The sequence below is a fragment of the Streptomyces sp. NPDC044003 genome (assembly GCF_056435185.1).
Genome location: NZ_JBWKFA010000001.1, coordinates 330,999 through 351,562 on the forward strand (window position 1 = coordinate 330,999; position 20,564 = coordinate 351,562).

Genomic DNA, 20,564 nt, shown 5'->3' on the forward strand with positions numbered 1-20,564 from the left:
GAGGCCCGGCGGAGGCCCGGCGGAGGCCCGGCGGAGGCCCGGCGGAGGCCCGGCGGAGGCCTTTCGTCCCGGCTCCCGGGGCCCTTCGTCCGGCGGGCGACCTAACCAGTGGCGGGGGTATTGTCAAGGGGGTAATGCCGCCCTATCGGGGCTTTCTGAGCACTGTCGATTGACGCACGGGCCGCGCAAAGGTGCCGCGAGGGCACCGCTCGGCCCCTTCCGCAGGACTGGACAGGAGACCACGGCGTGACGCGCAGCGTGTACGTGACCGGGATCGACCGCGGTGACGGCCGCCAGGTCGTCGAGCTGGGAGTCATGGAGCTCCTCACTCGCCAGGTGGACCGGGTGGGGGTGTTCCGGCCACTCGTGCATCACCGTCCCGACCGGCTCTTCGATCTGCTGCGCGCCCGCTACCGGCTCACCCAGGACCCGTCGACGGTCTACGGCATGGACTATCACGAGGCCTCCGCGCTCCAGGCCGAGCGGGGCACCGACGAGCTGGTGTCCCGGCTCGTCGACCGTTTCCACGCCGTGGCCCGCGACTACGAGGTCGTCCTGGTCCTCGGCACCGACTTCGCCGCCACCCAGCTCCCCGACGAGCTCGCGCTGAACGCGCGCCTCGCCAACGAGTTCGCCGCCTCCGTCATCCCGGTGGTCGGCGGCAAGGGCCAGCCCGCCGAGTCCGTACGGGCCGAAGCGCGCAACGCCTTCCGGGCGTACGACGGGCTCGGCTGCGACGTGCTCGCGATGGTCGTCAACCGGGTGGCCGGCGAGGACCGGGAGGCCATCGCCGAGCGGCTCGCGGCCCGGCTCCCCGTGCCCTGCTACGTCCTGCCCGACGAGCCGGCGCTGGCCGCGCCGACCGTCGCGCAGATCACCCACGCGCTCGGCGCCTCCGTCGTCCTCGGCGACGACGCGGGCCTCGCGCGGGACGCGCTGGACTTCGTCTTCGGCGGCGCGATGCTGCCGAACTTCCTGAACGCGCTGACCCCGGGCTGTCTGGTCGTCACCCCCGGGGACCGGGCCGATCTGGTCGTGGGCGCGCTCGCCGCCCACTCGGCCGGCACCCCGCCGATCGCGGGCGTGCTGCTCACCCTCGACGAGCGTCCGCCCGCGGCGATCCTGACCCTGGCGGCCCGCCTCGCACCGGGCACCCCGGTCATCTCCGTGCCCGGAAACAGCTTCCCGACCGCCGCCGAGCTGTTCGCGCTCGAAGGCAAGCTGAACGCCGCCACCCCGCGCAAGGCCGAGACCGCCCTCGGTCTCTTCGAGCGGCACGTGGACACCGCCGACCTGCTCAAGCGGGTCTCGGTCGCGCGCAGCGGCCGGGTCACCCCGATGATGTTCGAGCACGAGCTGCTCGAACAGGCCCGGGCCGACCGGCGCCGGGTGGTGCTCCCGGAGGGCACCGAGGAGCGGGTGCTGCGCGCCGCCGACGTGCTGATCCGCCGTGACGTCTGCGATCTGACGCTGCTCGGCGACGTCGAGGTCATCCGCAAGAAGGCCGCCGACCTGAGCGTGAACCTGGGCGACACGCAGCTGATCGACCCGCAGACCTCGGAGCTGCGCGACACGTTCGCCGAGCAGTACGCGGCGCTGCGGGCCCACAAGGGCGTCACCGTCGAGCTCGCGTACGACGTCGTCTCGGACGTGAACTACTTCGGCACCCTGATGGTCCAGGAGGGTCTGGCCGACGGCATGGTCTCGGGTTCCGTGCACTCCACGGCGGCGACCATCCGGCCCGCGTTCGAGATCATCAAGACGAAGCCGGACGCGTCGATCGTCTCGTCGGTCTTCTTCATGTGCCTGGCCGACAAGGTCCTCGTGTACGGCGACTGCGCGGTCAACCCGGACCCGAACGCCGAGCAGCTCGCGGACATCGCCGCCCAGTCGGCGGCGACCGCGGCCCGCTTCGGCGTGGAGCCGCGGATCGCGATGCTCTCGTACTCCACGGGCACCTCGGGCTCGGGCGCCGACGTCGACAAGGTGCGGGAGGCGACGAAGCTGGTCCGCGAGGCGCATCCGGAGCTGCGGATCGAGGGCCCGATCCAGTACGACGCGGCGGTCGAGCCCTCCGTCGCGGCGACGAAGCTGCCGGGTTCGGAGGTGGCGGGCCAGGCGACCGTGCTGATCTTCCCGGACCTCAACACCGGCAACAACACCTACAAGGCCGTGCAGCGTTCGGCCGGCGCCGTGGCCGTCGGCCCGGTGCTCCAGGGCCTGCGCAAGCCCGTGAACGACCTCTCGCGCGGCGCGCTCGTCAGCGACATCGTCAACACGGTCGCCATCACGGCGATCCAGTCCCAGGCCCAGGAGCTCCCGGCATGACCCTCCCCACCCGTGTTCTGGTCCTCAACTCCGGTTCCTCCTCGCTGAAGTACCAGCTGCTCGACATGAAGGACGACAGCCGGCTCGCGCAGGGTCTGGTCGAGCGGATCGGCGAGGAGACCTCCCGTGTCGTGCACACCCCGCTGCAGGGCGGGGAGAAGCGCGAGAAGAACGGGCCGATAGCCGACCACGCGGCCGCGTTGAAGGCGGTCGCCGAGGAGCTGGCGTCGGACGGTCTCGGCCTGGACTCCCCCGAACTCGCGGCGATCGGCCACCGGGTGGTGCACGGCGGGCTGCGGTTCACCCAGCCGACGGTCATCGACGAGGAGGTCCTCGCGGAGATCGAGCGGCTCGTGCCGGTGGCGCCGCTGCACAACCCGGCGAACCTCGTCGGCATCCGTACGGCGATGGCGCTGCGCCCCGACCTGCCGCAGGTGGCGGTCTTCGACACCGCCTTCCACACCACGATGCCGGAGTCGGCGGCGCGGTACGCGATCGACGTGGAGACCGCCGACGCGCACCGTATCCGCCGGTACGGCTTCCACGGCACCTCGCACGCCTATGTCTCGCGGGAGACGGCGCGGCTGCTCGGGAAGGAGCCGGAGGAGGTGAACGTGATCGTGCTGCACCTGGGGAACGGCGCCTCGGCCTCCGCGGTGCGGGGCGGCCGGTGCGTGGACACCTCGATGGGTCTGACGCCTCTGGAGGGCCTGGTCATGGGGACCCGCTCGGGCGACATCGACCCGGCGGTGACCTTCCACCTGATGCGGAACGCGGACATGTCGGCGGAGGAGGTCGACGCGCTGCTGAACAAGAAGTCCGGTCTGGTGGGGCTCTGCGGCGACAACGACATGCGGGAGATCCGCCGGCGGATCGACGAGGGCGACGAGCGGGCGGCGCTCGCCTTCGACATCTACGTCCACCGCCTGAAGAAGTACATCGGCGCGTACTACGCGGTGCTCGGCCGGGTGGACGCGGTGGCGTTCACGGCGGGGGTCGGCGAGAACGCGGCGCCGGTGCGGGAGGCTGCGATCGCGGGCCTTGAGGAGCTGGGGCTCGCTGTGGACGCGGACCTCAACGCGGTGCGTTCCGACGAGGCCCGGATCATCTCGCCGGTGTACGCGCGGGTGGCGGTCGCGGTGGTGCCGACGGACGAGGAGCTGGAGATCGCACGGCAGAGTTACGCGCTCGTTCTGGACGGGGCGAGCTCGAACGAGTGAACGCTTGAGCGGGCCCGCGCCCATTTGTACTTTCCGCCAGACGGAATATTCCGCAGTGAAACAAACCGATAGGATCCGCCTCATGCGCCGTTCCAAAATCGTCTGCACGCTGGGCCCCGCCGTCGACTCGTATGAGCAGCTGAAGGCTCTCATCGAGGCCGGTATGAACGTGGCCCGATTCAACTTCAGCCACGGGTCCCAGGCAGAGCACCAGGAGCGGTACGACCGCGTCCGGCAGGTCTCCGCGGACACCGGGCGCGCCGTCGGCGTCCTCGCCGACCTCCAGGGCCCGAAGATCCGTCTGGAGACCTTCGCCGAGGGACCGGTCGAGCTGGTGCGCGGTGACGAGTTCACCATCACCACCGAGGACGTCCCGGGCGACAAGTCGATCTGCGGTACCACGTACAAGGGTCTGCCCGGCGACGTCTCCAAGGGCGACCAGGTCCTGATCAACGACGGCAACGTCGAGCTGCGGGTCGTCGAGGTCGACGGTCCCCGGGTCAAGACCATCGTCGTCGAGGGCGGTGTCATCTCCGACCACAAGGGCATCAACCTGCCCGGCGCGGCGGTCAACGTCCCGGCCCTGTCGGAGAAGGACGTCGACGACCTCCGCTTCGCCCTGCGGATGGGCTGCGACATGGTCGCCCTGTCCTTCGTCCGCGACGCCAACGACGTCAAGGACGTGCACAAGGTGATGGACGAGGAGGGCCGCCGGGTCCCCGTCATCGCCAAGGTCGAGAAGCCGCAGGCCGTGGAGAACATGGCCGATGTCGTCGCCGCCTTCGACGCGGTCATGGTGGCCCGTGGCGACCTCGCCGTGGAGTATCCGCTGGAGAAGGTCCCGATGGTGCAGAAGCGCCTCGTGGAGATGTGCCGCCGCAACGCGAAGCCGGTCATCGTCGCCACCCAGATGATGGAGTCGATGATCACCAACTCGCGGCCGACCCGCGCCGAGGCGAGCGATGTCGCCAACGCGATCCTGGACGGTGCGGACGCGGTCATGCTGTCGGCCGAGTCCTCGGTCGGCGCCTACCCGATCGAGACCGTGAAGACGATGTCGAAGATCGTCGCCGCGGCCGAGGAGGAGCTGCTCTCCAAGGGCCTGCAGCCGCTGGTCCCGGGCAAGAAGCCGCGCACCCAGGGCGGCTCGGTCGCCCGCGCGGCCTGCGAGATCGCGGACTTCCTGGACGGCAAGGCGCTGATCGCCTTCACGCAGTCCGGCGACACGGCCCGCCGTCTCTCCCGCTACCGCACGCAGCAGCCGATCCTCGCCTTCACGACGGACGAGGGCACCCGCAACCAGCTCACCCTGAGCTGGGGCGTGGAGTCCTTCCTCGTCCCGTTCGTGGACAACACCGACGCGATGGTCGACCTCGTGGACGCCGAGCTCCTCAAGCTCCAGCGCTACAACGCGGGCGACACCATGGTGATCACCGCCGGCTCGCCCCCCGGCGTCCCGGGCACGACCAACATGGTCCGCGTCCACCACCTGGGCGGCGCCGAGAGCGCCTGACGCCGCGCCTGACGCCATGACGAGGGCCCCCGTCCGGATCGGACGGGGGCCCTCGTCGTGTGCGGCTCCCGGAGTGGTACGGGGGATCAGCTGGGCTCGATCGTGTTGCGGAGGCCCGGGACCTTGAGGGTGCCGCCGAACTGGCCCGCCTGCTTGAGCTTCACGCTGGTGAAGAAGGCGAACGGGACGTCCAGCGGGGGCGGGGACTCGGGGCCGAAGGTGATCGGGATGAGGCCGAAGAGGTTGCCCTTCAGCTCCTCCGTGTACATCGTCACCGTGCCGTTGCGGATGGTCGAGGTCGAGCCCTTGTCGGAGCGGACGTGGCCGGTGCGGCCCTCGGAGTGCTCCGTCAGCTGGTGCAGGTCCTTGATGTCCACCGAGGACGCGGTGAACTTCAGCACCTTCTTGATCTTGCCGCTGCCGGTCTTCACCTCGACGATGCCGTGGTACTTCAGGCCGTTCAGGGTGAGCAGCGAGCTCTCCAGGCGCCACGGCTCGTCCGGCAGGAGGGGGATGCCGGGCTCCAGCTCGGCGTCGGCGAGCGCCTGCGCGTCGAGTTCGGGGCACGGGAAGCGGGGCTTGGCCCCGTCGGGTATGTCCGTGTCCTTCTTGGCGTCGAGGCCCTTGGCGCTCTCCGGAAGCTCCTCGACCTTCACGCCCGCCTTCTCGGCGGCGGTCTCGATCGCGGTCTTCGTCTTCTGCGTGGCCGCGTCCGCCTGCTGCTTCGGGGCCGTGGTGGTGGTCGTCGAGGGCGCGTCGGTGACCGGCGCCTTGTCGACGGGGGCCTGCGTCTGCGTCGGCGCGGCCGTGGTCGGCGCCGTCGTGGGCGTGGCGCCGGCCGTCGGCTTGTCCGGGCCGTCGAAGAGGTCCTTCAGGGCGTCGCCCAGGCCCAGCGGGTCCAGCGGGTTCTTGGACGCCGTCGGCGTGGGGGTGGCCGTGGGCGCGGGGGCGCTCGTCGCCTGCGTCTGCGGCGCGGCCGTCTGTCCGGTCGCCGTCGCGGTGGGCGTCGGGGTCGCGGACGGCGTCGCGGTGGCGGACGGCGTGGCGGTGGCCGAGGGGGTGTCCGTCGGCCGGACCGTCGCGGTGGCGGTGGGCTTGGTGCTCTCGCCGGTCTTGGGCGTGTCCGTCGCGTCCGCGGCCGGCTCGTCGGAGCGCGTCACGCAGGGGCCGGGGGCGAAGGGGATCTCCTTGTCGTCCGCGAGGGCGAGTCTGGGCGTCAGGCCCATGCCCACGAAGACCGCGGTCGGCATGGCCGCGAGCGCCATCGCCTTCCCGGCGGGGCCCTGGATCCTGTTCAGCAGCGACTTGCGCGGGGCCGCGTGCCGCGGGCCCTCCTTCGCGAGCGCCGACTGATTCTCGTCACCCCGCACTGTTCCTCCCGCCGTTGGCGTCGATCGTCGTTTCGGTCGCCTGGTGCTCCGCCTCGCGCTGCTCCGGGACCGCGGCCGCCGGCACGACCTCCGTCGCGGGCTCCGCACCGGCCTCCTCCGAGGCCTCCGGCCGACCGTCGTGCTGTGCGTCCTCGTTCTCCTCGACCGGGGGCGCGGGCGCCCAGGCGGCGGAGAGGCCGCCTCCGATGAGGGCCAGGAGGAATCCGATGACGAGGCCGCCGAAGTTCGACACCGGGATGGAGACGAGGGCCAGGACGATCGCCGCGACGCCCGCGAAGACCCGGACGACGGGCTGGAACCACATCGTCAGACCGAGCGTGATGAGCAGGACGCCGATGATCAGCGCGCCGGCTCCGGCGGTCGTCTGCATGGCGAGCGTGACGTTGCCGAGCCGCATGTCCCCGTACGGGAGGTAGGCGATCGGTACGCCGCCGATCATGGTGAACAGTCCCGCCCAGAAGGGCCGGGTCTGCCGCCAGACCTTGAACCGGTTCTCCTTTTGGGGGACTTCGCGGGAGGCGGGGATCTCGGCGCTCATGGAACAGCTCCCTGGAAGCGGTGTTGCTGAGAAAGATGAAGAGAAGGAACCTGGCGGGTGGGACCGCACGTGACGGCCCCACCCTCCGGACGGATCGGTCCTCAGGGACCGGCCGGTCCTAGTAGCACTCGGCGTCCGTGCCCCGGCTCAGCGACAGGTGCAGGTCGGGGAGCTTGAAGGTGCCGGCCGTGGTGGCCCAGGCCTTCTGCTGCACGTTGTTCAGCGTGGCCTGCTCGGCGCGCTGACCGAAGCCGTACGGGTTGGCCTTGGTGTTGGGCTGGATGCCCGGCTTGCCCGGCGACTTCGGGAGGGCACCGGCGGCGACGCCGATGTCGATGTTGCTGAACTCGGCGTCGGCCTTGAGCTCGGAGACATCGAGGTAGATGCCCTTCGCGTAGACCTTGTCCTCGTCCTTGCCGGTCTTGACGGCGTCGGTGCCGGCCTCCAGGCGGAGGGTGACGTCACCGATGAACGGCACCTTCGGCGTGACGACCGACTGGCACATGTTGGTGATCCAGGCCTCGGAGAAGCCGGACACGGCCACCGGGGCGGCGAAGTCCTTGCCCTCGAGGTCCTTGCCCGCGTCGACGCTGCCGTACTGGACGAAGTCCGTACCGACGAGGCTGTTGGCCTTAACCTTGAATTCCTGGCCGGAGATGCTGAAGGACGCGGCGAGGGCGCCCTGGGCGAGGCCGACACCGATCGCGGCCGTCGCGGCCACGCTCGGGACCATGACGACGGCGAACCGCTTCCATCTGGTCCCGCCACGAACCTGGGACTTCATGAGAATTCCTCCTTCTCGGACGTACATCTCCGGAGGGACCCCGGGGGGCCACCCTGGGATGGGAGAAGAGCTACGTCCTCGGGAAGGAGAGCGCCGAGGCATCAGGCGGCGCGATGCGCGTCCGAATCACCGGCGATCACCCCCGAGCGACAACCATGGGCCGCACCATCGGGCACGGCCTGATTGGACAGGCCCCGTTCGGTGAGAGCGGGAACCCCCCTGTCCACGACCGGTGCCGGAACACCGGTCCACTCGGTGGGGACCCTCGCCGTGATCCCGGTTGGTTGCCGGGGTCGTGCGGTTCGGACCGAGCGTCGCCGATCGTGGTCCATTCCGGGCCCCCGCACAAGGGGGTTCGTTACTGGCTAGTAACGGGTGGATAACCACGCCATGGCGGGGCGGGACCGAACGGGCACGCTGGGTACGTTCGAGCGACAGGGAATGTCGGGAGATCATCGGATGAATACGGACAGAACGCCGGGTTCGATTTACTGCAAGTAACAGCGGCCGCGATTACCAAGTTTTGGTAAAGCGCGGCCGCGTTTTGTCACCCTGCTGCCAAATCGTCGGACGATCCGGCACACCCGAGGAGCTAGAACAGCACCCGGGCGAGAGCCTGCCGGGCCGCCGTCACACGCGGGTCGTCGGCGCCGATCACCTCGAACAGCTCCAGAAGCCGCAGCCGCGCCGCGTCCCGGTCCTCGCCCGCCGTGCGGCGCACGGTCTCCACGAGACGCCCGAAGGCGTCCTGCACATGACCGCCCACCAGATCGAGGTCGGCGGCGGCGATCTGCGCGGCGACGTCGGCCGGATTGTCCGCCGCGTTCTTACGGACGGCGCCGGGGTCCAGGTCCTGCACCCGCTGGAGGAGATCGGCCTGCGCCAGGCCGAGCTTCGCCTCCGGGTGGGCCGGGTCGTCGGCGAGCACGTTCTTGTACGCCTGGACGGCACCCGCCAGATCACCCGCGTCGAGCGCGGACATGGCCGCTTCGAGGAGGGCGTCGTACGGACCGGCCTGCCGCGCGGCGGGGGCCGAGGCGTCGGCGTCCGCGTCCACGGCGATGCCGGTGAGACCGAAGCGCTCCTCGCCGACCAGGATCAGCTGGTCGAGGGTCTCCCGGATCTGCGCCTCGGGCACCGCACCCTGGAACAGCGGCAGCGCCTGACCGGCGACCACCGCGAAAACGGCCGGAATTCCCTGGATGCCGAACTGCTGCATCAGCATCTGGTTGGCGTCGACGTCGATCTTCGCGAGCAGGAAGCGGCCGTTGTACTCGACGGCCAGCCGCTCCAGGAGGGGGCCGAGCTGCTTGCACGGCTCGCACCACTCGGCCCAGAAGTCGAGGACGACCGGGACCTCGGCCGAGCGCTGGAGCACATCGCGCTCGAAGCCGGCCTCGTCGACGTCGATCACCAGGGCCGAGGGGGGCACGGCGGCGGAACCACCCTGCCGGGCGGCTTCGGCGCGCGTCTGCTCCGCCTTCGCCTTGGCCTCTCCGGCCGCCTTCACCGCGGCGAGGTCGACGACGCCGCTCATGGACATGTTTCGGGGCTGCATGGATACATCCTCCCCCTTCCGCGCGCGTAACCGGTAAGCCATGGCTGAACCGTGCCGTCCACGCATCTCCCGCCGGTGTGCGAGACGCGAGGACGACACGGTTCCTCGTCTTCGTCGGCGCCGGGTCCCCACCCGGTGCCTACTTTCGCGCCGGGTCCCCACCCGGCACTCTGTGGTTGTCGCTCAGGCCGCTCAATGCCTTTCGCTACAGGTCGTAGCGTAACTCCGGGGAAGGATCCCGCGGGAGGGCGCGAGCGGGATCCGCACGGTGAACTGCCTCACATCACCGACCCCTGGCGGTATACCTACCGGCGGGTATGGTCGCTTTCCATGTGTAAGCGCACCAACCCCCGCAACGGCCGTACCGGGCGCCCCCGCTCCACCGAGGCCGACGCGGCCATCCTGGAGGCGACCCGCGCGGCCCTGGTCGAGCTGGGCTGGTCCAAGCTCACGATGGGGGACGTGGCCGGCCGCGCCGGGGTTGCGAAGACGACGCTCTACCGCCGCTGGGCCAACAAGAACGAACTCGTCGTGGACGCCGTCGCCGTCCTCTTCGACGAACTCGAACTGCCCGACCTCGGTTCCCTCCAGGCCGACATCGAGCATGTGGTGCTGCAGTTCGCGGCCCTCCTCGAACGGCCCGAGACGAAGACGGCCCTGATGGCCGTGGTGGCCGAGTCGACCCGGGACGAGCCGCTGCGCGAGCGCATCCGCGCCTCCATAGTCGACCGGCAGAAGCGGCTGGTCCTGGCGGGCCGCGAGCGGGCGCAGCAGCGCGGCGAACTGCCGCACCACCTCGACCCGGTCGCCCTGGACGCCACCGACGACCTGATCTTCGACGTCGTCGCGGGCGCGGTCGTGCACCGGGCCCTTGTCAGCGCCGAGCCGGTCGACGGCCCCTGGGCGGGCCGTCTCTCGGCGCTCCTGATGGGCGGCCTGGGCGCCGCGGCGGCGGCCGGCTGAGCCGGTGACGCGACAGGGGCGGTACGGGAGTTCCCGTACCGCCCCTGTCGTCTGCGGGGTCCTAGAAGCCCGGGGGCTCCGTGTAGACGCCCCACTCGTCGCGCAGGGCGTCGCAGATCTCGCCGAGGGTGGCCTCGGCGCGGACGGCCTCCAGCATCGGGGCGATCATGTTCGAGCCGTCGCGGGCGGCGGCCAGCATCGCGTCGATCGAGGCGCGGACCTTGGCGTCGTCACGGCGTCCCTTGCGCTCGCCGAGGACGCGGACCTGCTCCCACTCGACCTCGTGGCTGACGCGCAGGATCTCCAGGTCGCCGGTGACGGAGCCGTGGTGGACGTTGACGCCGACGACCCGCTTGTCGCCCTTCTCCAGGGACCGCTGGTACTGGAAGGCGGACTCGGCGATCTCGCCGGTGAACCAGCCGTCCTCGATGCCGCGCAGGATGCCCGAGGTGATCGGGCCGATGGGGTGCTGACCGTCCGGGTGGGCGCGGCGGCCGCGCTCCTTGATCTGGTCGAAGATCTTCTCGGCGTCGGCCTCGATGCGGTCGGTGAGCTGCTCGACGTACCAGGAACCGCCCAGCGGGTCCGCGACGTTGGCGACGCCGGTCTCCTCCATCAGCACCTGCTGGGTGCGGAGCGCGATCTCGGCGGCCTGCTCGCTGGGGAGTGCGAGGGTCTCGTCGAGGGCGTTGGTGTGGAGGGAGTTGGTGCCGCCGAGGACGGCGGAGAGGGCCTCGACCGCGGTCCGTACGACGTTGTTGTACGGCTGCTGGGCGGTGAGGGAGACACCGGCGGTCTGGGTGTGGAAGCGGAGCCACTGCGCCTTGTCGGTCTTGGCGCCGTAGACCTCCTTCATCCAGCGGGCCCAGATCCGGCGGGCGGCGCGGAACTTGGCGATCTCCTCGAAGAAGTCGAGGTGCGCGTCGAAGAAGAAGGAGAGGCCGGGGGCGAAGACGTCGACGTCGAGGCCGCGGGAGAGGCCGAGCTCCACGTAGCCGAAGCCGTCGGCGAGGGTGTACGCGAGCTCCTGCGCGGCCGTCGCGCCGGCCTCGCGGATGTGGTAGCCGGAGACGGAGAGCGGCTTGTACGCGGGGATGTTCGCCGCGCAGTGCTCCATCAGGTCGCCGATGAGGCGCAGATGGGGCTCGGGCTCGAAGAGCCACTCCTTCTGCGCGATGTACTCCTTGAAGATGTCGGTCTGGAGCGTGCCGTTGAGGACGCCCGGGTCGACGCCCTGGCGCTCGGCGGCGACCAGGTACATGCAGAAGGCGGGGACGGCGGGCCCCGAGATCGTCATGGAGGTGGTGACGTCGCCGAGCGGGATGTCCTTGAAGAGGACCTCCATGTCGGCGGCGGAGTCGATGGCGACACCGCAGTGGCCGACCTCGCCGAGGGCGCGGGGGTCGTCGGAGTCGCGGCCCATGAGGGTGGGCATGTCGAAGGCGACGGAGAGGCCGCCGCCGCCGGCGGCCAGGATCATCTTGTAGCGCTCGTTGGTCTGCTCGGCGTTGCCGAAGCCGGCGAACTGGCGGATGGTCCAGGTCCGGCCCCGGTAGCCGGTCGGGTGGAGTCCCCGGGTGAAGGGGTACTCGCCGGGCCAGCCGATGCGCTCGAACCCCTCGTAGGTGTCGCCGGGCCGGGGCCCGTAGACCGGCTCGACGGCGTCGCCGGAGAGCGTGGTGAAGTCGGCGTCCCGCTTGCGGGCCTTGTCGTAACGGGCCTGCCAGCGACGGCGGCCTTCCTCGATGGCGTCAGCGTCCATGCTTCAAATTTACTAGGACGTCCTAGTAAATGTCGATGGCAAACCTCCGCACATACGTGCGGAGGGGGGTGCCAGGCCTTGATCAGGCGTTCGCCGGAGCCGTCTGCGCGCCGCTGACCAGCGGAAGCGTCTCGGCGACGACCTTGCGCTCGACGAAGAACGCGGCGGTCGGGATGGTGCCGGAGACCAGCACCCACAGGAGCTTGCCGAACGGCCACTTCGCCTTGGAGCCCAGGTCGAAGGCGAAGATCAGGTAGATGATGTAGAGGACGCCGTGGAGCTGGGAGACCGCGAAGGTCAGGTCCTCGCCGACGCCGAAGCCGTACTTGGCGACCATGCACGCGCACAGGATGAGGAGCATGACCGCGGTCACGTACGCCATGACGCGGTAGCGGGTCAGCACGCTGGATTTCATGCCGTCGAGCGTAACGGCACGTTCCGGGCGATCTTCGCGGGGGGTCAGCCCTCGTCGAAGTCGTGCGCCGCGACCCGGAGGGGGCGGAGGAGCGCGAAGATCTCGGCGCACTCCTCGGCGTCGTACGCCCCGAGCCCGAAGTCCATCTCCATCAGGTCGCGGGTCGCCGCCTCGACGACCTCGCGGCCCTTCTCCGTGATGGAGGCGAGGGTCCCGCGCCCGTCGTTGGGGTTGGGGCGCTTGTCGACGAGGCCGGACTTCACGAGCCGGTCCACCGTGTTCGTCACGGACGTGGGGTGGACCATCAGCCGCTCGCCGATCTTGGACATCGGCAGCTCACCGGCCTTGGAGAAGGTGAGCAGCACCAGCGCCTCGTACCGCGCGAAGGTCAGCCCGTACGGCTTGACCACCGCGTCGACCTCCGCGAGGAGGATCTGGTGGGCGCGCATGATCGAGGTGATCGCGGCCATCGAGGGGACCGGGCCCCAGCGCTTCTGCCAGAGTTCGTCGGCTCGGGCGATGGGGTCGAACGGGAGACTGAGCGGCTTCGGCACGCATTGACCTTACCGACTGGTCATATGCCGGTCAGCCCCGTCTCGCCTTTCGGTCGCCCGCAGCTCGGCGGCGGCGGCGAGGAGGCAGAACGTGCCGAGGACGCCGGTCCCGGCCACGACCGTGTGCACAGGGGCGAACTCGGCCGCGAACCCGGCCCCGGCCATGCCGACGCCCTGGACGGTCATCATGCCCGCGGTCATCAGGGTCATCGCCCTCCCCCGCTGCTCCTCGGGGACGGCGGCGACGAACCAGGCGTCGAGACCGAGGGTGTACGCGCCGGTGGCACCGGCCAGGAAGAGGGCGACGGCCGCGAGGGCGACGCCCGGCCGGGGACCGTACAGGAGGTACGGCAGGACGCCGATGACGGCGAGCGGCAGCACGATCCGGGAGCGGGTCGCGGCGGAGAGGAACGATCCGGCGAAGAGCTCGCCCGCGATCGTGCCGACGGGCAGGGCGCACATGAGGAGGCCGAGGGCGGCGGTGGAGACGCCGATCTCGTCGGCGTAGGGCGCGGCGAGGGCCTCGGGGACGACGGCGAAGAGCGGCGGCACCCAGAACATCAGCATCAGGGCGCGCACGCGCCGGTTCCGCAGCACGGCCCAGGTCCCGGAGAGCCCGCTCGCCCCGCCGCCCGCCCGGGCGGGCCGGCGGACGGTGCCGAGCCGCAGCAGGAGCGCGGAGGCGAGGAAGGTGGCGGTGGTGACGACGAGGGCGCCGCGCGGGGGTACGACGGTGAGGAGGACGCCGCCGGCGGCGAAGCCGGTGAGCAGGGCGCTCTGCGACACGATCCGCAGGAGCGAGCGCCCGAGTACGAAGAGGTCGCCCTCGCCGAGGATGTCGGCGAGGGTCGCCATGCGGGTGCCGTTGAAGACGGGCGAGACGACGGCGATGGCGCAGCGCAGGGCGAGCAGCACGGCGACGGGGGTGGCGGGCGCGGCCATGAGCGCGACGCAGCCGGCGCAGACGAGGTCGCAGACGACGAGGATGCGCCGGGGCGGGAGCCGGTCGGTGAGCCCGGCGAGGAGGGTGCCGCCGAGGAGGTACGGCAGGAAACCGAGCGCGAAGGTGAGGGAGGAGAGCAGCGGCGACCGTGTCATGTCGTACACGAGCACGGTGAGCGCGAGCTCGCTGACGACGACCCCGAGCAGCGAGAACAGATGCGCCACGAACACGAACCGGAACTCCCGCACGGCGAAGACGGCACGGTATCCGGGGGACGCGGGTGCGGCCTCGGTCTCGGTGGTGGTGGGCCGGGCGGGCGGCTCGGGGGCAGGGGCGGGTACGGGCGCCCGGGAGGGCGCCCGGGTGTCGTTCTCGGGCATGGACGCAGCGTGCCCGGCGCGGGTGCCGCGCCCTAGACTTTCGGCTCCAGGCGAATGTTCCGGTCGTTCCAGGGGGCCCCGTGCCGTACCACCTGCATTTCGGCGAGGCCGACCCGCTGCGGATCCGGTTCGCGATCTCGCCGCTCTGGGAGACGCACTCCGCGGTGCGGGTGCTCGCACGGCCCGCCAAGCAGGGCTACCACCTGCCGTGGATGCGGCGGATCGCGGACGCCGCGCGGGAGCTCGACCTCGGGCCGCTGCATCTGCTGATGCCGCTGCGCGGGCACAGTCCGGACTTCCTCTACCCGCCGCCGCTGGGCCCCGCCGCCGCCTTCGAGGACGAGATCGCGGCCGTACGGGAGACGGATCCGGCGCTGGTCCTGGACGACTTCGCGCGGGCGCTCGCGGAGACCCCGGGGGCGGCGGAGACGGCGGAGGGGCGGCGGCTGCTCGCGGACCCCGCCGGTGCGGTGCTGCGGCTCGCGGAGCTGCTCCGGGCGGCGTGGGAGACGCTGATCGCCCCGGACTGGCCCCGGCTGCGCGCACTCCTGGAGGCGGACGTGGCGTACCACTCGCGGCGGCTCGCGGAGGGCGGGCTCGAACGCCTCCTGGACGAGCTGCACCCGGCCTTCTCGTGGGACGCGGGGACCGCGACGCTCACCGTCGCGTACGCCGGCCGGCACGTCCGGCCGCTGGAGGGGCAGGGGCTCGTCCTGATGCCGTCGGTGTTCACCTGGCCCGATGTGGTGAGCGGCTTCGATCCGCCCTGGCAGCCGACGGTGGTCTATCCGGCGCGCGGGATCGGCGGTCTGTGGTCGGAGGCCGGGGACCGCACCCCGGAGGCGCTGGCCCGGCTGCTCGGGCCGGTCCGCGCGGACGTGCTGTGCGCGCTCGACGAGCCGACGGGGACGACGGCGCTCGCGCACCGGCTGGGCAGGGCGGCCTCCTCGGTCTCCGCGCACCTGGCGGTGCTGCGGGACGCCGGGCTCCTGACCTCGCGGCGCTACGGCCATCAGGTGCTGTACGAGCGGACTCCGCTGGGCATCGCGCTGTCGCGGCCCGACGTGGGATGAGCCTCAGGGCTCAAGCCGGCGGCGCAGTGTGTACGTGACGGCCTTCCGTGCCACCGGGTTCAGCTCCTCGACCGCGGCCATCAGGGCGCCGAGCTGTTCGAGCGCGGCGAGCGCGGCCTCCGCGCCCGCCGGGTCGACCCCTTCGTAGAGCTCGAGTCCGACGAAGGAGGCGGCGACGGCGCGGGCGAGCCCGGCGGGGTCGGTGAACTCGGCGAGCGGGGTCCCGGCGAGGACACGGACGAGGACCTGCTCGATCTCGGCGATCCACAGGTCGAGCCCGGCGGCGGTGGCCGGGGCGAGCCGCGGGTGGGTCTGGGCGCCGGCGAGCAGCTGCCCGAGGACGGCGACATGGCCGGCGTCCCGCTCCTCGGTGTGCATCTCGCGCCCGAAGGCGAGCAGGTCGCCGAGGCTGGAGACGGCGCGCAGCCGCTCCCGGTGGCGGGCGACCCGCAGTTCGGCGCCGTGCCGGCAGGCGGCGGACAGCAGCTCGTCGACGGAGCCGAAGTGGTAGAAGACGAGGGCCTGGTTGACCCCGGCGGTGGTCGCGATCGCGCGCGCGGAGGCCTTGGCGATGCCCTGCTCGACGAGGGTGCGCAGGGCGCCGTCGAGCAGCTTCTCGCGGGTCTCCTGGCTCCTCGCGTCCTGCCCCGCGGCCTTCGTGGCCTTCACGCCCTCCGCGGTCCGCCCGCTCATGCCCGTACCTCCTCGCGCACCGGGCGCAGCCCCGCGCGCACCCCTCGGGAGCGTACGTCGGCGTAGGTGGCGGTGAAGGACCCCCGGTAGCCGAAGAGCGGCCCGAAGTGGCGGTTGACGACCCGGACGTCGATGCGGAAACGGCCGGTGCGCTCGTCGAAGGACTCGCACACCTCGGCCCGGCCGCCCACGAGGTCGGGGACGCGGACGTCGAGCGGGCCCTCGCGGAAGCGGTGTTCGCCGGAGGTGATGAGGAGCGAGCCGTCGGGCTGGGCGGTGGGGTGCAGGTCGCTGGCGAGGTGCTGGTGGGTGCCGAGGTAGTCGAGGACGCAGTCGCGCTCGGGGCTGTGGACCATGGTGGCGTCGAAGCGGCGGGGGCCGCCGGGCAGGGCGAAGGTGCGGACGAAGGTGACGGTCTCCCGCCCGTACGAGTCGGCGTAGGGGACGTTCTCGATGGTGAAGGGGATGTCGCGGCCGGTGCGCGGCAGCAGGATGTTCCGCAGCCCGCCGAGCGCGAGGAAGGGCTTCACGAAGGCCCGGCCGTGCCAGATGTGGTCCATGACGCCCCGTCCGACGCACAGCTCGCCGCTCGCGAGCCCGACCGAGAAGCGCCGTTGGAGCTCGGGGTGGAGCCGCTCGAACTGGGCGTCCCCCATGACGGTGCGGAAGATCGAGGTCACGGCTGCTCCAGGGTGGCGAGGAGCCGGGGCTCCCGGTGGCGGGCGGGCGGGGTGCGCAGACAGCGCCGGGCGGCGGGGGCGCGCGACGAGGGCGGTGCGAGGACGGCGACGGCGAGCCCGAGGACGGTGAGCGGGACGGCGGCGAGCGACAGCGGCGCGAGCGGCAGGAAGGCGATGGCCTGGGGCGCGACGACGAGCAGGACCCGGACGGCGGCCTCGATCAGCCACCGGTCGCGGGACCGCTCCGGGGTGATCCCCCGCTCGCACCAGAGGCGCAGCCGGTCGAAGGACCAGGCGGTGGCCCACCCCATGAGGGGCCGGAAGAGGGCCCGGTCGAGGAGGCGCCCGAGGAAGCCCCAGCGCGGCCGGTAGTCGTAGCCGGTGAGGAACCGGACGCCGTCCTCGGTGGGCACGTACCGCCAGTACCCACTGCCCTCGGCGAGCAGCGACAGCGGATGCGCCGAGGCGAACCGCAGCGCGGAGACCCGTTCGCCGCCGGCCCGGTGGCGCTCCCCCGCGGAGACACCGGTGCCGGCGACGGCCAGGAAGGGCAGGACGCGGGTCGCGTAGCGGAAGTGCTGGGGCTCGCCCTCGGCGCGCGGGAGATAGGAGATCTCCGTGAAGCGCAGGTCCCACCGCTGGTGGCGGTCGGGTTCCTGCGTGCGCTCCCAGAGCGTCTCCAGATCCACGCGCACGCGTGTCTCGATGTAGAGGCCCATGGGTGTCCCCCCAGCTCGTCCAGCATTTTGAGCGAGTGCTCAAAAACTGCCTCGGGAGGGAACGTAGCCGATTTTGAGCACTCGCTCAACCGCACAGAAGGCAGAAGCCCCCGGTCCTGGATCAGGACCGGGGGCTTCGTGCGCACGGGGTGTTGGCGTCAGGCGCCGAGGTGGCGCTCCACCGTCTCGACCTTCGCGGTCAGGCCGTCCGTCACGCCCGGACGGATGTCGACCTTCATCACCACGGAGACGCGCGGCGCGCGGGCCTCGACGGCGGCGACGGCGCGCTTGACGACGTCCATGACCTCGTCCCAGCTCTCGCCCTCGACGGAGGTGAACATGGCGTCGGTGCGGTTCGGCAGGCCGGACTCCCGGACGACCCGGACGGCGTCGGCGACGTACTCGCCGACCTCCTCGCCCACACCGAGCGGGGTCACGGAGAAGGCGACGATCATGCCTTCACCGCGCTCTCCGCGCGGGCGCGGGAGGCGATGACCGCGTCCTCGGCCTCGCGCTTCAGCTTCCGCTCGGCGTAGAAGCCGCCGAAGGGCAGCACCGAGAGGACGAAGTAGAGGGCGGCGGTCCCGAAGCTCCACTTGGTGCGGTTCCAGGCGTCCAGCCAGAAGAGGACGTACAGGATGAAGAGGATGCCGTGGATCGCGCCCATGACCGGCACCGCGTTGAAGTCCGTCGTCCGCTTCAGCACCGAGCAGACCAGCAGGAGCAGGAACGAGACGGCCTCCGGCGCGGAGACGAGCCGGAGTCGGTGGAGGGAGGAAGCGGTCTTGATGTCCACGGAGGGGGTCACCTTCGTTCGATCTTGTGAACGGATGCACAAGGGCCCGTCCATTGTGCACGGGGACTTTGCTGTCTCTTTAGCCGGGGGCCCAGTACCTTCCTCGGGTGGCAACGTTCCGACTCCAAGGCAGCAAAGTGCTCGCCGTCTCCATGACCGGCGACGCCGTCAAGGCGAAGAACGGCTCGATGGTCGCCTACGACGGCCAGATGGCGTTCAAGAAGATGAGTGGCGGCGGTGAGGGCCTGCGCGGCATGGTGACCCGCCGGCTCACGGGTGAGCAGATGGAGGTGATGGAGGTCCGCGGCCAGGGGACCTGCTGGTTCGCCGACCGGGCCTCCGAGATCAACCTCGTCTCCCTGCACGGCGACAAGCTCTGGGTGGAGGCGAGCAATCTGCTCTGCACCGACGCGGGGCTGCGCACCGGCACCACGTTCACGGGTCTGCGCGGCGGGGCCACCGGCAACGGTCTCTTCACCACGACCGTCGAGGGCACCGGCCAGGCGGCGATCATGTCGGACGGTCCGGCGGTGGTGCTGCGGGTGACCCCGCAGTACCCGCTCCAGGTCGACCCCGGCGCGTACATCGCCCACCAGGGCAACCTCCAGCAGCACTTTCAGTCCGGGGTGACCTTCCGCACCCTCATGGGCGAGGGCGGCGGCGAGGCCTTCCAGATCCGCTTCGAGGGCGACGGTCTCGTCTACGTGCAGCCGAGCGAGCGCAACACGATCGGGGGCGACGTCTGATGCCGTTCCGCGAGATCAACTCGAAGATGGTCGAGGCGACCGTCGTCCCCGGGCAGCGGATGTTCAGTCAGCGGGGCGCGATGCTCGCGTACCGCGGCGATGTCAGTTTCACGCCGAACATGGCGGGCGGCCAGGGCGGCCTGATGTCGATGATCGGCCGCCGGGTGGCCGGCGAGGCGACCCCGCTGATGACCGTCGAGGGCAACGGCACGGTGATGTTCGGGCACGGCGGCCACCACATCCAGGTGATCGCGCTGACGGGCGACACCCTGTACGTGGAGGCCGACCGGCTGCTCGCCTTCGACGGGACGCTGGAGCAGGGCACCATGTTCATGGGCTCGCAGGGCGGGGTCATGGGCATGGTCCGCGGCCAGGTGACCGGCCAGGGCCTCTTCACCACGACCCTGAAGGGTCACGGCTCGGTGGCCGTCATGGCGCACGGCGGTGTCATCCAGCTGCCGATCACCCCGGGCAACCCGGTCCACGTCGACCCGCAGGCGTACGTGGCGCACCACGGCGACGTGCGGAACAAGCTCTCCACGGCGCTCGGCTGGCGCGACATGGTGGGGCGCGGCTCGGGCGAGGCGTTCCAGCTGGAGCTGAGCGGCAGCGGCGCGGTGTACGTCCAGGCCTCGGAGGAGAAGCTGTGAGCACCCCTGTCATCCACGACCCGCACTCCCTGCCGTCGGACGACAACGTCAATCCGTACACCTTCTGCGTCGAGCTCAAGGGCTCGCAGTGGTTCCTGCAGAAGGGGAAGATGATCGCCTACTACGGGCGGATCGAGTTCAACGGCATCGGGCACGGGCGGCTCGACCGGCTGGTGCGGACGTCCTTCCACTCGCCGCTGCACGCGAGCGACTGGGTGGTGGCCGAGGGCAGCGGGAAGATGCTGCTCGCGGACCGCGCCTTCGACGTGAACTCGTACGACCTGGACGAGGGCAATCTGACGATCCGCTCGGGCAACCTGCTCGCGTACCAGCCGACGCTGGCGCTGAAGCAGTCGATCGTGCCGGGCTTCGTGACGCTGATCGGCACGGGCAAGTTCGTGGCCGCGTCGAACGGTCCGGTGGTCTTCATGGAGCCGCCGATGCGGGTGGACCCGCAGGCGCTCGTCGGCTGGGCGGACTGCCCCTCGCCCTGTCACCATTACGACCACGGTTACATGACGGGCGTGATGGGCGGTGTGCGCGCGCTGACGGGGATCGGCGGCACCTCGGGCGAGGAGCACCAGTTCGAGTTCGTCGGCGCGGGGACGGTACTGCTCCAGTCGACGGAGCTGCTGATGGCGGAGCGGGCGATCGGCGCGCCGCCGGCGCAGGCGGGTGTTCCGGGCGGGGTGCATGGTTCCGGCCAGGGGGCGCTCGGCTCGGTACCGCGCCTTCCCGGCCAGCTCGGTGACCTCCAGCGTCGCTTCGGCCTGTAGCCGGTAGTCTGCGGAGCGTGACGTCCTCGAACGCACGCTCCCAGACTTCGTCAAGTATTCAACTTCTTAGGTAGAATCCATA

General features: G+C 71.1%; 21 protein-coding genes. 8 read left to right on the forward strand and 13 right to left on the reverse strand.

Features of this window, described 5'->3' with window-relative positions:
• Positions 1-246: 246 nt before the first annotated feature.
• The 3 genes from pta to pyk all read left to right on the forward strand — a co-directional run bounded on the left by pta (position 247) and on the right by pyk (position 5,061).
• Entirely contained in the window at positions 247-2,328 is a 2,082-nt protein-coding gene (gene pta, locus AC07AW_RS01455; protein ID WP_478813496.1) for a phosphate acetyltransferase, read from the forward strand.
• A complete protein-coding gene (locus tag AC07AW_RS01460; protein ID WP_478813497.1) occupies positions 2,325-3,548 on the forward strand; it encodes an acetate kinase in 1,224 nt (407 codons plus the stop codon). The genes pta and AC07AW_RS01460 overlap by 4 nt, the downstream gene beginning before the upstream one ends.
• Positions 3,549-3,630: 82 nt before the next feature.
• Complete coding sequence (pyk, locus tag AC07AW_RS01465; protein WP_478813498.1) at positions 3,631-5,061, forward strand: pyruvate kinase; 1,431 nt, start codon at positions 3,631-3,633, stop codon at positions 5,059-5,061.
• A gap of 86 nt (positions 5,062-5,147) precedes the next feature.
• Here pyk and AC07AW_RS01470 read toward each other — a convergent pair whose 3' ends face one another.
• The 4 genes from AC07AW_RS01470 to AC07AW_RS01485 form a co-directional block, all read right to left on the reverse strand.
• On the reverse strand, positions 5,148-6,431 hold the full coding sequence (locus AC07AW_RS01470; protein ID WP_478813499.1) for a hypothetical protein: 1,284 nt from the start codon (positions 6,429-6,431) through the stop codon (positions 5,148-5,150).
• Positions 6,421-6,990, reverse strand: a complete 570-nt coding sequence (locus AC07AW_RS01475; protein ID WP_478813500.1) for a DUF6114 domain-containing protein — start codon at positions 6,988-6,990, stop codon at positions 6,421-6,423. The genes AC07AW_RS01470 and AC07AW_RS01475 overlap by 11 nt, the downstream gene beginning before the upstream one ends.
• 118 nt (positions 6,991-7,108) lie before the next feature.
• Complete coding sequence (locus AC07AW_RS01480; RefSeq protein WP_478813501.1) at positions 7,109-7,774, reverse strand: DUF6230 family protein; 666 nt, start codon at positions 7,772-7,774, stop codon at positions 7,109-7,111.
• Positions 7,775-8,366: 592 nt separating this feature from the next.
• Positions 8,367-9,332 (reverse strand): tetratricopeptide repeat protein, encoded by a 966-nt coding sequence (locus AC07AW_RS01485; protein ID WP_478813502.1) that lies wholly within the window; start codon positions 9,330-9,332, stop codon positions 8,367-8,369.
• Positions 9,333-9,662: 330 nt separating this feature from the next.
• Here AC07AW_RS01485 and AC07AW_RS01490 point away from each other — a divergent pair, with 330 nt between their 5' ends.
• Positions 9,663-10,295, forward strand: coding sequence for a TetR/AcrR family transcriptional regulator (locus tag AC07AW_RS01490; RefSeq protein WP_478813503.1), 633 nt, complete (start codon positions 9,663-9,665; stop codon positions 10,293-10,295).
• Between the two features lie 61 nt (positions 10,296-10,356).
• Here the strand turns inward: AC07AW_RS01490 and AC07AW_RS01495 are convergent, their stop codons facing one another.
• The 4 genes from AC07AW_RS01495 to AC07AW_RS01510 form a co-directional block, all read right to left on the reverse strand.
• The gene (locus AC07AW_RS01495; protein ID WP_382868109.1) at positions 10,357-12,057 is read right to left on the reverse strand and encodes a coenzyme B12-dependent isobutyryl-CoA mutase large subunit; all 1,701 of its coding nucleotides are present in this window, start codon (positions 12,055-12,057) and stop codon (positions 10,357-10,359) included.
• An 82-nt stretch (positions 12,058-12,139) separates the two neighbouring features.
• Positions 12,140-12,472: a DUF3817 domain-containing protein gene (locus tag AC07AW_RS01500; RefSeq protein ID WP_351183775.1), complete on the reverse strand. Its 333-nt coding sequence runs from the start codon at positions 12,470-12,472 to the stop codon at positions 12,140-12,142.
• A 44-nt stretch (positions 12,473-12,516) separates the two neighbouring features.
• Positions 12,517-13,026 carry a MarR family winged helix-turn-helix transcriptional regulator gene (locus AC07AW_RS01505; RefSeq protein WP_392156656.1) on the reverse strand — a complete coding sequence of 170 codons (510 nt, stop codon included), beginning with the start codon at positions 13,024-13,026 and terminating at the stop codon, positions 12,517-12,519.
• Between the two features lie 9 nt (positions 13,027-13,035).
• Entirely contained in the window at positions 13,036-14,349 is a 1,314-nt protein-coding gene (locus AC07AW_RS01510; protein WP_478813504.1) for an MFS transporter, read from the reverse strand.
• A gap of 80 nt (positions 14,350-14,429) precedes the next feature.
• Here AC07AW_RS01510 and AC07AW_RS01515 point away from each other — a divergent pair, with 80 nt between their 5' ends.
• Positions 14,430-15,422, forward strand: a complete 993-nt coding sequence (locus AC07AW_RS01515; protein WP_478813505.1) for an ArsR/SmtB family transcription factor — start codon at positions 14,430-14,432, stop codon at positions 15,420-15,422.
• 3 nt (positions 15,423-15,425) lie between these two features.
• On the opposite strand, the gene AC07AW_RS01520 is transcribed toward AC07AW_RS01515, so the two are convergent.
• The 5 genes from AC07AW_RS01520 to AC07AW_RS01540 all read right to left on the reverse strand — a co-directional run bounded on the left by AC07AW_RS01520 (position 15,426) and on the right by AC07AW_RS01540 (position 18,310).
• Positions 15,426-16,115, reverse strand: coding sequence for a TetR/AcrR family transcriptional regulator (locus tag AC07AW_RS01520; protein ID WP_478813506.1), 690 nt, complete (start codon positions 16,113-16,115; stop codon positions 15,426-15,428).
• Positions 16,112-16,795 (reverse strand): DUF4166 domain-containing protein, encoded by a 684-nt coding sequence (locus AC07AW_RS01525; RefSeq protein WP_478813507.1) that lies wholly within the window; start codon positions 16,793-16,795, stop codon positions 16,112-16,114. Before AC07AW_RS01525 ends, AC07AW_RS01520 begins: the two co-directional genes overlap by 4 nt.
• Positions 16,792-17,514 carry a hypothetical protein gene (locus AC07AW_RS01530; RefSeq protein WP_478813508.1) on the reverse strand — a complete coding sequence of 241 codons (723 nt, stop codon included), beginning with the start codon at positions 17,512-17,514 and terminating at the stop codon, positions 16,792-16,794. Before AC07AW_RS01530 ends, AC07AW_RS01525 begins: the two co-directional genes overlap by 4 nt.
• Before the next feature lie 158 nt (positions 17,515-17,672).
• Positions 17,673-17,969, reverse strand: a complete 297-nt coding sequence (locus AC07AW_RS01535; RefSeq protein WP_093874043.1) for an MTH1187 family thiamine-binding protein — start codon at positions 17,967-17,969, stop codon at positions 17,673-17,675.
• A complete protein-coding gene (locus AC07AW_RS01540) occupies positions 17,966-18,310 on the reverse strand; it encodes a DUF3817 domain-containing protein (protein WP_478813509.1) in 345 nt (114 codons plus the stop codon). Before AC07AW_RS01540 ends, AC07AW_RS01535 begins: the two co-directional genes overlap by 4 nt.
• Positions 18,311-18,417: 107 nt before the next feature.
• Between AC07AW_RS01540 and AC07AW_RS01545 the strand changes: the two genes are divergently transcribed.
• From AC07AW_RS01545 to AC07AW_RS01555, 3 genes are read left to right on the forward strand one after another with little or no spacing between them, the layout of a single operon-like run.
• Positions 18,418-19,056 (forward strand): AIM24 family protein, encoded by a 639-nt coding sequence (locus tag AC07AW_RS01545; RefSeq protein ID WP_041662875.1) that lies wholly within the window; start codon positions 18,418-18,420, stop codon positions 19,054-19,056.
• Entirely contained in the window at positions 19,056-19,706 is a 651-nt protein-coding gene (locus AC07AW_RS01550; RefSeq protein WP_478813510.1) for an AIM24 family protein, read from the forward strand. Before AC07AW_RS01545 ends, AC07AW_RS01550 begins: the two co-directional genes overlap by 1 nt.
• Positions 19,703-20,482 carry an AIM24 family protein gene (locus AC07AW_RS01555; protein ID WP_478813511.1) on the forward strand — a complete coding sequence of 260 codons (780 nt, stop codon included), beginning with the start codon at positions 19,703-19,705 and terminating at the stop codon, positions 20,480-20,482. Before AC07AW_RS01550 ends, AC07AW_RS01555 begins: the two co-directional genes overlap by 4 nt.
• Positions 20,483-20,564: the final 82 nt, after the last annotated feature.

Coding starts and splice junctions, on each gene's coding strand:
- AC07AW_RS01460 (WP_478813497.1), top strand. CDS start 2,325: ATGACCCTCCCCACCCGTGTTCTGGTCCTCAACTCCGGTTCCTCCTCG.
- pyk (WP_478813498.1), top strand. CDS start 3,631: ATGCGCCGTTCCAAAATCGTCTGCACGCTGGGCCCCGCCGTCGACTCG.
- AC07AW_RS01475 (WP_478813500.1), bottom strand. CDS start 6,990: ATGAGCGCCGAGATCCCCGCCTCCCGCGAAGTCCCCCAAAAGGAGAAC.
- AC07AW_RS01480 (WP_478813501.1), bottom strand. CDS start 7,774: ATGAAGTCCCAGGTTCGTGGCGGGACCAGATGGAAGCGGTTCGCCGTC.
- AC07AW_RS01485 (WP_478813502.1), bottom strand. CDS start 9,332: ATGCAGCCCCGAAACATGTCCATGAGCGGCGTCGTCGACCTCGCCGCG.
- AC07AW_RS01490 (WP_478813503.1), top strand. CDS start 9,663: ATGTGTAAGCGCACCAACCCCCGCAACGGCCGTACCGGGCGCCCCCGC.
- AC07AW_RS01495 (WP_382868109.1), bottom strand. CDS start 12,057: ATGGACGCTGACGCCATCGAGGAAGGCCGCCGTCGCTGGCAGGCCCGT.
- AC07AW_RS01500 (WP_351183775.1), bottom strand. CDS start 12,472: ATGAAATCCAGCGTGCTGACCCGCTACCGCGTCATGGCGTACGTGACC.
- AC07AW_RS01510 (WP_478813504.1), bottom strand. CDS start 14,349: ATGCCCGAGAACGACACCCGGGCGCCCTCCCGGGCGCCCGTACCCGCC.
- AC07AW_RS01520 (WP_478813506.1), bottom strand. CDS start 16,115: ATGAGCGGGCGGACCGCGGAGGGCGTGAAGGCCACGAAGGCCGCGGGG.
- AC07AW_RS01530 (WP_478813508.1), bottom strand. CDS start 17,514: ATGGGCCTCTACATCGAGACACGCGTGCGCGTGGATCTGGAGACGCTC.
- AC07AW_RS01535 (WP_093874043.1), bottom strand. CDS start 17,969: ATGATCGTCGCCTTCTCCGTGACCCCGCTCGGTGTGGGCGAGGAGGTC.
- AC07AW_RS01550 (WP_478813510.1), top strand. CDS start 19,056: ATGCCGTTCCGCGAGATCAACTCGAAGATGGTCGAGGCGACCGTCGTC.